Annotated in this window: 13 protein-coding genes; 9 read left to right on the top strand and 4 right to left on the bottom strand. The window is 70.0% G+C overall.

The annotated features are described in order from the left end of the window. Positions 1–156: 156 nt before the first annotated feature. Positions 157–297 (top strand): hypothetical protein, encoded by a 141-nt coding sequence (locus HNP84_RS47000; RefSeq protein WP_185056640.1) that lies wholly within the window; start codon positions 157–159, stop codon positions 295–297. A 19-nt stretch (positions 298–316) separates the two neighbouring features. Next, positions 317–1795, top strand: a complete 1479-nt coding sequence (boxB, locus tag HNP84_RS46995) for a benzoyl-CoA 2,3-epoxidase subunit BoxB (protein ID WP_185056639.1) — start codon at positions 317–319, stop codon at positions 1793–1795. Here the strand turns inward: boxB and HNP84_RS46990 are convergent. Next, a complete protein-coding gene (locus tag HNP84_RS46990; protein ID WP_221337647.1) occupies positions 1792–2673 on the bottom strand; it encodes a PaaX family transcriptional regulator in 882 nt (293 codons plus the stop codon). The genes boxB and HNP84_RS46990 overlap by 4 nt on opposite strands. Positions 2674–2863: 190 nt before the next feature. Between HNP84_RS46990 and boxC the strand changes: the two genes are divergently transcribed. From boxC to HNP84_RS46960, 6 genes are read left to right on the top strand one after another with little or no spacing between them, the layout of a single operon-like run. Next, positions 2864–4537 (top strand): 2,3-epoxybenzoyl-CoA dihydrolase, encoded by a 1674-nt coding sequence (boxC, locus tag HNP84_RS46985; protein ID WP_221337646.1) that lies wholly within the window; start codon positions 2864–2866, stop codon positions 4535–4537. 2 nt (positions 4538–4539) lie between these two features. Further along, positions 4540–6105 (top strand): benzoate-CoA ligase family protein, encoded by a 1566-nt coding sequence (locus HNP84_RS46980; protein ID WP_185056637.1) that lies wholly within the window; start codon positions 4540–4542, stop codon positions 6103–6105. Continuing rightward, complete coding sequence (locus HNP84_RS46975; protein ID WP_185056636.1) at positions 6102–7079, top strand: NAD(P)/FAD-dependent oxidoreductase; 978 nt, start codon at positions 6102–6104, stop codon at positions 7077–7079. The genes HNP84_RS46980 and HNP84_RS46975 overlap by 4 nt, the downstream gene beginning before the upstream one ends. Before the next feature lie 15 nt (positions 7080–7094). Further along, complete coding sequence (gene fdxA, locus HNP84_RS46970; protein ID WP_185056635.1) at positions 7095–7424, top strand: ferredoxin; 330 nt, start codon at positions 7095–7097, stop codon at positions 7422–7424. A gap of 5 nt (positions 7425–7429) precedes the next feature. Further along, positions 7430–8290, top strand: a complete 861-nt coding sequence (locus HNP84_RS46965; protein WP_185056634.1) for an amidohydrolase family protein — start codon at positions 7430–7432, stop codon at positions 8288–8290. 3 nt (positions 8291–8293) lie between these two features. Then, on the top strand, positions 8294–8761 hold the full coding sequence (locus tag HNP84_RS46960) for a gamma carbonic anhydrase family protein (protein ID WP_185056633.1): 468 nt from the start codon (positions 8294–8296) through the stop codon (positions 8759–8761). On the opposite strand, the gene HNP84_RS46955 is transcribed toward HNP84_RS46960, so the two are convergent. After that, positions 8752–9399 carry an SUMF1/EgtB/PvdO family nonheme iron enzyme gene (locus tag HNP84_RS46955; RefSeq protein ID WP_312927272.1) on the bottom strand — a complete coding sequence of 216 codons (648 nt, stop codon included), beginning with the start codon at positions 9397–9399 and terminating at the stop codon, positions 8752–8754. The genes HNP84_RS46960 and HNP84_RS46955 overlap by 10 nt on opposite strands. A 4-nt stretch (positions 9400–9403) precedes the next feature. On the opposite strand from HNP84_RS46955, the gene HNP84_RS46950 reads away from it, so the two are divergent. Continuing rightward, complete coding sequence (locus HNP84_RS46950) at positions 9404–9652, top strand: hypothetical protein (protein WP_185056631.1); 249 nt, start codon at positions 9404–9406, stop codon at positions 9650–9652. Positions 9653–9715: 63 nt separating this feature from the next. On the opposite strand, the gene HNP84_RS56575 is transcribed toward HNP84_RS46950, so the two are convergent. Continuing rightward, the gene (locus HNP84_RS56575) at positions 9716–10891 is read right to left on the bottom strand and encodes a glycoside hydrolase family 1 protein (protein WP_185056630.1); all 1176 of its coding nucleotides are present in this window, start codon (positions 10889–10891) and stop codon (positions 9716–9718) included. Further along, a complete protein-coding gene (locus tag HNP84_RS46940) occupies positions 10888–13440 on the bottom strand; it encodes a beta-glucosidase family protein (RefSeq protein ID WP_221337644.1) in 2553 nt (850 codons plus the stop codon). Before HNP84_RS46940 ends, HNP84_RS56575 begins: the two co-directional genes overlap by 4 nt. Positions 13441–13537: the final 97 nt, after the last annotated feature.

Here is a 13537-nt window from a genome sequence, read left to right as displayed (position 1 = left end):
TCGGCGACGCTCGGGGACCCGGAGTTCAGGCCCGGCGCTCAGCGTCGCGCGTCCCTGGCGACACCGGCGAATTCCTTCTACATATCTCTTTCACATCTCCATATGAATGTGGCAAGTTGGAAGGCGCGTGGATGGAGGTGTCCGAGAAGGATGGCGATGACCGAGACCGCCGCGCTGCCGGACCTGGTCGGCCTGGACGTGCGGCCGGGCATCGCCCGCTACCTCGAACGCGCCGCAACCACTGGTCCGGCTCGTCGAGCAGGGCTGCACCCGCACCCCGACTCGATCACCACCTGACGTTCCAAGGAGAGCAGCGATGAGCATCGATTCCCGTACCGGCGCCGCCCCCCTCCCCAGCGGCCCGCTCAGCCGCGTGGACTACAGCGAGCGCATCCCCAACAACGTCGACCTGGCCAGTGATCGTCGCCTGCAGCGCGCTCTCGAAGGCTGGCAGCCCAAGTTCCTGGACTGGTGGAAGCAGCTCGGCCCGGCCCTGCCGACGAAGGACGTCTACCTGCGCACCGCCGTAGCCGTCGGCCGTGACGGCTGGGCCCACTTCGACCACGTCCCGATGGACGAATACCGCTGGGGCATCTTCCTGGCCGAGCGCGACCCCGACCGCAAGGTCAACTTCGGCAAGCACAAGGGCGAGCCCGCCTGGCAGGAGGTGCCCGGCGAGCACCGCGCCGACCTGATGCGGCTCATCGTCATCCAGGGCGACACCGAGCCCGCCTCGGTGGAGCAGCAGCGCATTCTCGGCCACACCGCGCCCAGCATCTACGACCTGCGCAACCTGTTCCAGGTCAACGTGGAGGAGGGCCGCCACCTGTGGGCGATGGTCTACCTGCTGCACGCCTACTTCGGCAGGGAGGGCCGGGAGGAGGCCGAGCAGCTCCTCAAGCGCAACTCCGGCGACCTCGACGCCCCCCGCATCCTGGGCGCCTTCAACGAGGAGACCACCGACTGGCTGCAGTTCTTCATGTTCACCTACTTCACCGACCGCGACGGCAAGTATCAGCTCGGCACCCTCAAGGAGTCGGCGTTCGACCCGCTCGCGCGCACGTGCGAGTTCATGTTGAAGGAGGAGGCCCACCACATGTTCGTGGGCACCACCGGCGTGCAGCGGGTGCTGGAGCGCACCGCCGAGCTGATGAAGCGCCACGACACCGACGACGTCCTCCCTCATGGCGGCATTCCGCTGGACATCATCCAGAAGTACCTGAACTTCCAGTTCGCGGTGTCGATGGACCTGTTCGGCTCCGAGCAGTCCACCAACGCCGGCAACTACTACACCTCCGGCCTGAAGGGCCGCTGGATGGAGACGCGGCGCAAGGACGACCACGTCCTGCTCGACGCCACCCGCGAGCTGCGCTACGTCGAGGACGGACGGATCACGACCAAGACCGTGCCGATGCTCAGCGCCCTCAACCTCGACCTGCGCGACGAGTACGTCGCCGACTGCGCCAACGGCGTTCGCCGCTGGAATCAGGCGCTAGAGGACGCCGGCCTGGAAGAGCGGCTGTACCTGCCGCACGAGGGCTTCTTCCGCAAGGTCGGCGTGTACGCCGGCCACCACATCACGCCGCAGGGCGAGGTCGTGGACGAGGCCGGTTGGAACGCCCGCGCCGCCGAATGGCTGCCCACCCCCGAGGACCGCGAGAAGGTCGCCTCCCTGATGATCCCCGAGTACGAGTACGGCAAGTTCGCCGGCTGGATCGCCCCGCCGAAGACGGGCATCAACGACCAGCCGGTCGAGTTCGACTACGTGCACCTGGCCGACGAAGGGCTCATCTAGTGCCGCGTGGCGGCCTCCTCCTCCATCCGGTCCCACTCGGCCTGGGCACGCCGGTGCCACCGGCTGTGCAGGTCATGGAAGACCGCCGCCGCCCGCGGGCCCGGCCAGTCGTGGTCGAGCAGCTCGGCCGGCAGGTCGGGATCGAGGAAGGGGAAGCGCCGCCACTCCTGGATCATCAGTACCTGGTGCACGAACGCCTCCCGGTCCGAGCTCGCCGCCTGGCCCTCGAAGCTCTCGATGAAGCCGAGATACCGCTTCTCGACGTCGTCGAGATCCCACGCGGCGTTGATGAGCTTGGCGGTGTCACCGATCTCGGCCGAGGGACCCGTCCAGGCGTAGGCCCGGTCGGTGAGGTCGAGGTCGCGGATGACCTCGCGGACGGCGGCCTCCTTCGAGGCGTCGGGGATGACCCAGAGCGCGGGTGCGGGGGAGCCGAGCCCCAGCCAGGTGAGCTTGGTGCGCAGGCGGTGACGCAACCGCCGCTGGCTCTCCGGGACGCCGGCCGTGAGGACGAGCCAGCGTCCGTCCCAGGTGTGAGGGCCGCGCATGAAGCCGTAGATGCGCTCGGTCCCCTCGCGCAGCAGACGGTCCCCCGTCTCGGTCAGGTTCCAGCGCACCTTGCGGCCGTGGCGCACGGACTCCAGCAGGCCCTCGGCGGCGGTGCGGGACAACGCCTGGCGGGCGGACTTCTCCTCCACACCGAGCGCTCCCAGCGCTTCGATCAGGCTGCCCGTCCATGCCTCGCCCTCGCGCGGGAGCACGAACTCACCCAGCACCGTCAGCAACAGCGAGCGGGCGCTGGCCGAGCCCTTCTCTCGCTGCCGTGCGGCGGGCTCGGCCGCCTGCTCGATGTCCGGGCGCGGTGCGCGCGAGGCCACATCGCCCTCCTGTCGTTCGACGCTCTGATGACGCGCATTCTGCCAGGTCGGGCCCGCCTCCATGAAAACCATCGAGGTACCCCTTCTCCTGAAGACCGCGACCCCGACAAGAAATACTACGAAGTCTTGACGTATCTTTGCCTGTTCGTCGAATATCGACATGGAACTCTCTCGTTCAACGGAGCACGCCTTGACTGTCACCGCTGAAACCCCGCCGATAGTCCGCTTCGCGACTTCACCGGACCGCTACCGTCACTGGACGCTTGAGGTGGACGGGGCGGTGGCCACCGTCACGCTGCGTGTGGACGAGCACGGCGGCCTGGTCCCCGGTTACGAGCTGAAGATGAACTCCTACGACCTCGGCGTCGACATCGAGCTGTACGACATCGTGCAGCGGCTCCGCTTCGAGCACCCACAGGTCAAGGCGGTCGTGGTGACCGGAGGCTTGGACCGGATGTTCTGCGCGGGCGCCAACATCCGCATGCTCGCCCAGTCCTCGCACGCGTGGAAGGTGAACTTCTGCAAGTTCACCAACGAGACCCGCAACGGCATCGAGGACGCCACCGCCAACTCCGGCCAGACCTGGATCGCCGCGCTCAACGGCACCGCGGCCGGCGGTGGCTACGAACTGGCCCTGGCCTGCGACCAGATCGTCCTCGTCGACGACGGATCCTCGGCCGTCTCCCTGCCCGAGGTGCCGCTGCTCGGCGTGTTGCCGGGCACGGGCGGCCTCACCCGCGTCGTCGACAAGCGGCACGTGCGCAAGGACCGCGCGGACCTGTTCGCCACCAAGCCCGAGGGCTTCCGCGGCGGCACCGCGGTCGAGTGGGGGCTCGTCGACGCGGCCGTCCCGCGCAACGCCTTGGCCGAGGAGGTCGCCAGGCGAGCACAGCAGGCGGTGCGGACCTCCCGACGGCCCTCGGACGCCGCGGGCGTGCCCTTGACGCCGCTCGACCGCAAGGACGAGGGCGACACCATCGTCTACCCGTACGTGTCCGCGCGGCTCGACCGGGCGAATCACCGGGTCGAGATCACGGTGTCCGGCCCGAACGACGCCCCGCCCGCCGCCCCTGCCTCCCAGGGGGCGGACTACTGGCCCCTGGCCATGACGCGGGCGCTGGACGACCTGATCCTGCACCTGCGGACCAACGAACCGGACCTCGGCATCTGGGTCGTCCGCGCCGCCGGCGATCCCGCGCGGGTGCTGGCCCATGACGCCCAGCTTCGTGAGCTGGCCGGCGACTGGTTCGTCAACGAGGTGCGCCACTACTACAAGCGCACGCTCAAACGGCTCGACGTCACCAGCCGGAGCATCATCGCCGTGATCGAGCCGGGCACCGCCTTCGCCGGGCTGCTGGCCGAGCTGGCCCTGGCCGCCGATCGGCAGTACATGCTGGAGGGCGTCTACGAGGACCGCGACGAGGACGCCGTCCCCGCCACCATCGTCCTCACCCCGTCCAACGACGGCGACTACCCGATGGGCAACGGCCTTTCCCGCCTGGGGTCCCGCTTCTGGGGCAGGGACGCGGATCTGGCCGCCGCCCGCGCCACGTTCGGCCGGCCGCTGGACGCCTCCGCCGCGGCGGAGCTCGGCCTGGTCACCGTGGCCCTGGACGACATCGACTTCGAGGAAGAACTGCGGATCGTGCTGGAGGAACGCGCCTCGCTGTCGCCCGACGCGCTGACCGGCATGGAGGCCAACCACCGCTTCGTCGGCCCGGAAACCCTGGAAACCAAGATCTTCGGCCGCCTCACCGCCTGGCAGAACTGGGTCTTCATCCGGCCGAACGCCTCCGGCCCCAACGGCGCCCTGCGCCGCTACGGCACCGGGCGCAAGGGCGACTACGACCTTGAGCGGGTGTGAACATGAGCGGTACACAGTTCAACGCCGGCGTCTGGCTCACCCACCGCCACGTGCGGGAAGGCCGCGGGGACCGGCTCGCGGTACGAGCCGGGACGACGCTCACCTACGCCGGTCTGTCGGAGCTGGTCGGCTTGGTCACCGCGGGCCTGCGCGGGCTGGGCCTGCGGCGCGACGACCGGGTGCTGTTCGTCACCAACGACGACGTACCCATGTTCAGCGGCATTCTCTCGGCGTTCTGCGGCGGGTTCGTCGCCGTGCCGGTCTCCACCATGCTGGGCGCCAAGGAACTCGGCACGATCATCGCCGACTGCGGCGCCTGCGTGGTGGTGGCGAGCCCCGAGTACGGCCCTCAGGTACAGGAGGCGCTCACCATGGCGCCCGAGGTGCGCCACCTGGTGTGCGACGGCTGCATGCCGCTGCCGGCCCCCGCCGGCATCACCTCACTGACCTGGCAGGACCTCGTCGCGGAGGGCGAGCGGGCGCCGTCCGAGCTGCGCCGGCCCGCCGCCACGTCCGAGGACTCCTGGGCGCTGTGGCTCTACACCTCTGGCACAACCGGTGCCCCCAAGGGCGCGATGCACCGTCACGCCAACATCCGGCACGTGTGCGAGACCTACGGCGACCAGGTGCTCGGCATCCAGCCTGACGACGTCTGCTTCTCCATCGCCAAGCTCTTCTTCGCCTACGGCATCGGCAACTCGATGTTCTTCCCCCTGTCGGCGGGCGCGGCGACGCTGCTGGAGCCGCGCCGTCCCACCCCCGCCGTGACCGCCGAGCGCCTGACCGCCGACCGGCCGACGTTGTTCTTCGGGGTCCCCACCTTCTACGCCGCCCTGCTCTCCGGCGACCTGCCCGAGGACTCCTTCAAATCGGTGCGGCTGGGCATCTCGGCGGGAGAAGCCCTGCCCCCGCCGCTCCAGGAGCGGTTCACCCACCGCTTCGGCGTCGAGATCATCGATGGCATCGGCTCCACCGAGGCGCTGCACATCTTCCTGTCCAACAGGCCCGGCGAGGTGCGCCCCGGCACGACGGGGCGCCCGGTGCCCGGCTACGACATCCAATTGCGCGACGCCGACGGCGGCCTCGTACCCGACGGCGAGCCCGGCTCGCTGCATGTGCGCGGTGCGTCCATCGCGCTGGGCTACTGGCGGCGGACCGATGCCAGCCGCGCCGTGTTCGCCGGCGAGTGGCTCAGCACCGGCGACACCTACGTCCGTTCCCCCGACGGCTACTACACCTGCCTGGGCCGCAGCAACGATCTGCTCAAGGCGGGCGGCATCTGGGTCTCTCCAGTGGAGGTCGAGAGCCGCCTGCTGGAACATCCCGCGGTCAAGGAAGCCGCCGTGGTCGGCCTGGCCGACGAACACGGGCTCGACAAACCGGTCGCGTGCGTCGTCGTCCAGGAGAAGGTCACCGCGGAGGAGCTGATCCAGTGGTGCCGCGACGGCCTGGCCGCCTTCAAACGCCCACGCCAGGTGATCTTCCTCGACCAGCTGCCCAAGACCGCTACCGGAAAGATCCAGCGCTTCCGCATCCGGGAGCTGCTCACGCAGGAGGCCCGCCCGTGAATCCGATCGACACCGACGTGTTGATCATCGGAGCCGGGCCCGTGGGACTCTTCGGCGCCTACTACGCCGGGGTCCGCGGACTCCGCACTGCGGTCGTCGACTCACTGAACCAAGTGGGCGGCCAGGTCAGCGCGATGTATCCGGAGAAGCAGATCTACGACATCGCCGGCCTCCCCGCGGTCTCCGGCCGCCGCCTCATCGCCAACCTGGTCGAGCAGGCCGCCCCGTACGACCCGGTCTACGTGCTGGGCGAAGAAGCCCAGCGCCTCGAACGGCCACCCGGCGGCCGGTTCGTGGTGAAGACCAGCGCCGGCACCGAGATCGCCGCCAGGGCCGTCATCGTGACCGGCGGCATCGGCACCTTCACCCCCCGCCCTCTTCCCGCCGGGGAGGAGTTCCTGGGCAGGGGACTCGACTATTTCGTGCCCGACAGCGCGGACTACACCGGCCGGGACGTGGTCGTCGTCGGCGGCGGCGACAGCGCCGTGGACTGGGCCCTCATGCTCCACCCCGTCGCGCGGAGCGTCACGCTCGTCCACCGCCGCGCCGCGTTCCGCGCCCATCACGCCTCGGTCGAGCGGCTCAAGACCTCGCCCGTCGAGATCATCACCGACGCGCAGGTCACCGGCACCGTAGGCGGCGACCGGCTGGAACGGATCGAGCTCAGCACCGGCATCACCCTCCCCTGCCAGCGGCTCGTCGCGGCCCTCGGCTTCATCGCCGACCTCGGGCCGCTGCGGGAGTGGGGCCTCGACCTGCACGACAACCGCCACCTCGTCGTGGACTCGGCGATGCGCACCAATGTGCCCGGCATCTTCGCCGCCGGCGACATCGCCGACTACGGCGGGAAGGTCCGCCTGATCGCGACCGGCTTCGGCGAGGTGGCCACGGCCGTCAACAACGCCGCGGTGCACCTCGATCCCGCCGCCCAGCTCTTCCCGGGGCACTCGACCGACCAGCCCGCCCCGGCCTGACCAGGAGTTCTCACCATGCCGTACGTCATCGCCGCACCCTGTATCGACGTGATGGACAAGTCGTGTGTCGAGGAGTGCCCGGTCGACTGCATCTACGAGGGCGACCGCAAGCTCTACATCAACCCGAAGGAGTGCATCGACTGCGGCGCCTGTGAACCCGTCTGCCCGGTGGAGGCGATCAGCCAGGACCGGCGGGTCGCAGACGAGCACGCCGAATTCGTCGAGGACAACCATCGCTTCTTCGCCGAACTGCTGCCCGGCCGGGACACGCCGCTGGGCGTGCCCGGCGGCTCCCGCAAGACGGGCCGGATCGGCGTGGACACCCCCATGGTCGCGGGCAGGTGAGGGACATGCTCGACGGGCTGCCCCTCATCGACGCGCACGTGCACGTCCCCCTGCTCGGCACGCTCAAACCCGCCTGGCTGCGCTGGGCGCGCGACTTCGGCGAAGAGGGCGTGCTGGAGGAGGTCTGGGACCCCGAGGGCCGGCCGCGCCCGGCCCGCCTGGACGCGCTCTTCGCCGCCCAGGGCGTGGACGTGGCGCTGCTGTTCTGCGAGTACAGCCCGAAGGCGACCGGCATGCAGGCGTTCGAGGACCTGCTGCCGATCGCCGAGTACAACCCGGCCCGCTTTCGCCCGGTCGCCAACGTCAACCCGCACCTGCACTTCCCGCTCGCCGCCGAGGTGCGCCGCCAGCTCGACCTCGGCGCGGCGGCGCTCAAGCTGCACCCCGTGCACGGCGGGTTCCGCTGCGACGACGCCGCCCTCTACCCCGCCTACCAGGTGCTGGAGGAGCGCGGCGTCCCGCTCGTCGTACACTGCGGCACCAGTTCCTTCCCCGGCGCGGCCAACGAGAACGCCGACCCGGCCTACCTCATCCCGGTGGTGCGCGACTTCCCGGGCCTGAACGTGGTGCTCGCCCACGGCGGGCGCGGCTGGTGGTACGACGCGGCCGCCTTCCTCGCCCTGTCCCAGGAGACCGTCTGGCTGGAGCTGTCCGGCCTCCCGCCCAAACGGCTGCCCGAGTACTACGCCAAGTTCGACCTCGGCCGACTGGCCCGCAAATGGATCTTCGGCACCGACTGGCCCGGCGTCCCCGGTATCGCCACCAACGCGCGCGCCGTCGCCGAACTGCTGCCGGACGACGCCGCCAGAGCCGTGCTCGCCGGAAATGCCATGAAGGTGTACGCGGGCCTGCACCAGGAGAGGTGAGTCATGCCCGTCTACGCCCTCGGTGACCGGGTGCCCACGATTCACCCCGAGGCCATCCATCCCGACGCCGTTGTCATCGGAAGCGTCATCATCGGCACCGAGTCCTCGGTCCGGCCGACCGCCGTCCTGCGCGGCGACTCCGGCCGCATAGAGATCGGCGAGCGCACCTCCATCCAGGACGGCACGATCGTGCACACCACCGAGCAGTGGGCCACCGTCATCGGCAGCTGCCTCATCGGCTTCGGGTCGGTGGTGCTCAACCGCGCCGTCGTCCGCACGGGGTCGGTCGTCGCCGCCCAGGCGCCAGCCGGGCCCGGCGTGGACCGCACCCATGGCGCCCTCACGCGCATGGGCCTGCCCGATATGGTCACGCCCTTGGTCGTCTGCCCGGCCGGTGAGCAGTCCGGCTACTCCACAGGAGCGGAGTTCGTCGTCGATGGTGGCGTGACCGCGGGCGTGCGCTACGCCTGACGTGCCACTGTGCGGAAACCCGCGTTGCCCATGCTGGAGCCGGGGGTGTTCGACGATCGGGCGGCGTTGCGGTAGCGGTTGCAGTAGGAGTCGTGGCAGAGGTAGGAGCCGCCGCGCAGCACGCGGAGCACCGGGGACACCTGGGAGCGGGGGTTGCGCGCCGGCCCCTGCGCTCGGGCGCGTTTGGCGTACGCGCGCGGGTCGAACGGGTCCGCGCACCACTCCCAGACGTTGCCCACGGTCTGCCAGAGCCCGTAGCCGTTCGGCTGGTAGGTGCGCACGGGCGCGGTACCGTGCCAGCCGTCCTCGCCGGTGTCGTGGCCGGGGAAGGAGCCCTGCCAGATGTTGACCCGCCAGTCGCCGTCGAGGAGGTCGAGGAGTTCGTCGCCCCAGGGGTAGCGGGCGCCTTCCAGGCCGCCGCGCGAGGCGCGTTCCCATTCGGCCTCGGTGGGCAGCCGGCGGCCGGCCCAGGCGCAGTATGCCTGGGCGTCGTTCCAGGTCACGTGGACGACGGGGTGGTCTCCGCGTTCGCGGATGTCTGACTGCGGGCCTTCGGGGTGTTTCCAGTTCGCGCCTTTGACGCCGAGCCACCAGGGAGCGCGCGCAGAGCGGCCGACGACCTCCGCGCGCGGGTGCACCAGCGTGTGGAAGACCGCCGACAAGCCGGCCTTCTTCGCCACCTGGGCCGCGCTGGCCCTTCACTCATGCGTCTCGTCCCCGGGAGCGCCGGAGTCGGCCGGAGAAGTCGCGCAAGCGCTCGTCACCGCCGGCGCCGTCGGCACCGCTGATGCTCCCAAGCTGACGAAAATGCAGAAGTCCGCCGCAATCGACCTCGGCACGCGCAAGGTCAGGAGCGCACTGTCCGAGGTTCAGTGGAATCGGCTGAACTGAGGACGGCCGTCCCGCATCGGCAAGCCACCGGATCGCACCTTCGATCCGGTGGCTCTGCCGGTTTCAGACCGCGTTGGCGCGGGCGATGCCCCCGAGCCACGCGAGACTCGGCTTCGGCCGGCGTTCGAAGGTTTCCCGGTCTACGGCGATGAGCCCGAAGGTGGGCTCCCACCGCCCCCACTCGAAGTTGTCCAGCAGACTCCAGTGCAGGTAGCCACGGACATCGATGCCGTCATCCATCGCGTCGCGCAGGTGATTCAGGGCCTCGTCGGTGTAGGCGATGCGCCGCCGATCGTCAGCGGTGGCGATGCCGTTCTCGGTGACGAGGATCGGCACGTCCCCCACGACGTCGTGAGTGTGGCGTACGGCGATGCCGAGCGCGTCCGGCCGGTAGGCCCACCCCATGAGGGTGTTGTCGGGGTGGGGCGGATGCGGGACGACGCCCTTTTCATCGACGGGCTGGCTGGTGTACGACTGCACACCGACGAAGTCGTCGTCGCGGGCCGGTTCGAGATACATGTCCTCCCAGATGTACTGGATCTCGGCATGTTTCCGCTCCCCGCCGGGAGCCGGGACAAGTGCCTGGTTGGCGACGGTCCAGCCGACCTTCGCCCCCGTGGCCTGCCGTACGAGCGGCGCCGCAACGCGATGCGCCGCGATCAGTGCCTCGCCGATCTCGGCGTCGGGCAGCGCCCCCACGAACTGGTACTCCTCCCCCCGGGCGATGCGGCGTAGCTGCCCGTGGTTGACCGCGACGATGTTCGGCTCATTGATGGTGCAGACCCACTCGACGCCGTCAAGGATCGTGCACGCCTGCTCCACGTAGCGGGCGAACGCCTCGATCGCGCCCTCTCCGAGCCAGGCCTCCCCCTTCTCTCCGAACCAGATCGGATGCGTGAAGTGGTGCAGGGTGACCACCGGTGTGAGGCCCAGCCGCTTCGCCGTCTCGATCATGCGCCGGTAGTGGGCGAGCATCGCCCGGGAGAACCTGCCCGGGCTCGGCTCGATGCGAGACCACTCCAGGCTGAACCGGTAGGCGTTGCAGCCCGCTTCGGCGAGCAGCCGCATGTCCTCCTCGTAGCGGTGATAGCCGTCCACGGCATCGCCGCTGAACTGGACGCCGTGTTCCGCGGCGCTGAGTTCGAACTGCCACTGGTCGTTGTTGACGTTGTTGCCCTCGACCTGGTGCGCAGCGGTCGCGGCTCCCCACAGGAAGCCGTCGGGGAATGAGCGGGTCACGAACCATCTCCGATTCTGCTGTTCATCTTCGCCAGAAGCTCATCGAGCAGCGACAGCGGGAACCGGCCGCCGCTGAACGCGACCATCTGCCGCAAAGTGAGGTCCAGGGCCGGGGCGAGCACGTCCTCGTCGAGGCCCCCGAGCGCTTCCCGGAGAAGCTCTCCTCCCACGGGGTGGCCGAGCCATTCGCGGACCGTGTTGTCCTGCGTGACCGGCTCGACCGGGCCGAGCTCCCGCCTCTGCCGCGACGCGAGCCCGTCGGATGCGACGGGGCCGGCGGTGACGGTGCTGGTCAGCGGGCGGTTCGGACCGGGAAAGTGATCCTTCCCGGTGAGTGTCACCTCGCCCCGCAGCCGGATGGCGGCCGAGGAACCGCCGACGAAGAACTTGATCGACCCGGGCTCCACCACCCATCCCTCGTCCACGTCCCAGAGCGCGAACATGCTCGTCGGAACCTCGGCCGTCACCCGGGTCGCGGCTCCGGGATCGAGGTGAAGGCGGCGGAAGGCGACCAGCGTGCGCCCGCGCCTTGCCGTACGTGCGATGACGTCACGGCCGTACACCTGGGCGACCTCGTCGCCCGCCCGATCGCCGACGTTGACCACGGTGAACGACAGCCGCACCACGCCGTCCGTCGGCACCTGTGGAGACTCGATCTCCAGGTCGCGGTAGTCGAACCTGGTGTAGCTGAGCCCGTGCCCGAAGGGGAACACCGCGCCGATCGAGCCGTCGACGTACGTGGGCTGCTGCAGCGTCCGCCAGTACGGAAGCGGAGCGGCGCCGGCCGAACGCAGCATCGCGATCGGCAGGCGCCCCGCCGGGTTGACGTCGCCGAACAGGACGGACGCGACGGCGTTACCGGCCTCCTCACCGCCGAAGAACGAGCTCACGATCGCGGGAACGGAGTCGGCCATCCACCCGAGAACGTACGGCCGGCCATGGCTGAGGACCACGACCGTCGGTGTCCCCGTGGCCACGACGGCCTCGACCAGTTCGCGCTGCACGCCGGGGAGGGCGCACTCGGTGCTGTCGAGGCCCTCGCCGACCGTGCCGAACCCGTTGATTCCCGACTGGTCGCCGACGACGACCACGGCCACCTCCGCGGCGCTCGCCGCGCGCACCGCGGCCCCGAAACCGGACCGGTCTTCGCCGGCGACCGGGCAGCCGGGCTCGTACAGCACGTTCACGTCGTCTCCGGCGCGCCGCCGGATGCCCTCCAGGAAGGTCACGACCGGCACCGATTCGACCATCAGCCTGGCATCGTCGGGGCTTCCCCTGCCGGCGAGGTCCTCGACGTCCTCGGGGCGCGCCTGCGGGTCGGCGGCGAGGTGGAATCGCGTGGTCATGCTGTCGAGAACCTGGTAGCTGTAGTCCCCGAGCTGGCCCATCGGGCGGTCCGCATTCGGGCCGATCACGGCGATCGTGCGCAGCGAAGGGCTGAGGGGGAGCACCGGCGCATCGCCGACCGGTTCGTTCCGCAGGAGGATGACGGACTTCTCCGCGATCCTGCGCGAGAGCGCCCGCTCCTGATCCGAGTCGAAGGTCTCGGGCACCGGCTCCGCTTCGGCGTAGGGGTTCTCGAACAGCCCGAGGCGGAACTTGGCGAGCAGCACGCGCGAGACGGCCCGATCCAGGTCGGCCTCGTCGATGACGCCCGACCGCACGGCTTCGACGATCTGCTCCGCCGACACCTTGTTGTCGAGGTTCAGATCGACCCCGGCGCGCAGCGCCTGCGCGAGCGCGTGGGCCTCGTCCTCGGCGGTGCCGTGCTTGGTGTGCAACTGCCCCACCGCGGCGAGATCGGAGATCACCAGACCGTCGAAGCCGAATTCCTCGCGCAGCAGGCCGGTCAGGTAGGACTTCGATCCGGTGAGCGGAACCCCGTCGATGGCGTTGTACGCGGGCATCACGCCTCGCGCGCCGCCCTCGCGGATCGCCATCTCGAAGGGCACCCCGTGGATCTCGCGCAGCTCTCGTGGGCCGAGCTGCGCCGGTTCGGTGTTCCGGCCGCCGTCACTCGCGCTGTAGCCGAGGAAGTGCTTCAGCGTGGCGATGAGGGGAACCCGCGCGTCGGCGTTCTGAAGGCCGCGCACGAACGCGGTCGCCATCGTTCCGACCAGGTACGGCTCCTCGCCGTACGTCTCCTCCACGCGGCCCCATCGCGGGTCGCGGGCGACGTCGGCGAGCGGGGACAACGCCTGACGCACCCCGAGCCGGGCCATCTGCGTCCCGATCGTCCTGGCCATCTCCTCGATCAGCTCGGGATCCCAGGTGGCCGCCTGGGCGATCGCGTCGGGAAAGGTCGTCGCGTCACGGACCTTGAAGCCGATCAGGGCCTCTTCCGCGAGGAGGACGGGGATGCCCAGCCGCGTGTCTTCGACGTGCTTGCGCTGCAGCTCGTTCGCCCTGTGCACCGCCTCGCGAGGCGGCAGCCCGAGTGTGGACAGGCCCGCCGTCACGTTGCCCCACCCGGTCACGGGCGGTGTGTGCACATCGACGGCCGATCCGAAGGGCGCTTGCGTCTGGGCGGCCTTCTCCTCGAGTGTCATCCGGCCCAAAAGGTCGCGCACTCGCTCCTCAGCGGGAAGGGATGCGTCGCGATACGCCTCGTAGTTCTCCATCTGCCATTTCTCTTCGGGGGATGCG

The organism is Thermocatellispora tengchongensis (assembly GCF_014202315.1).
Lineage (GTDB): Bacteria > Actinomycetota > Actinomycetes > Streptosporangiales > Streptosporangiaceae > Thermocatellispora > Thermocatellispora tengchongensis.
This window is presented reverse-complemented; position numbering and strand designations above follow the sequence as displayed.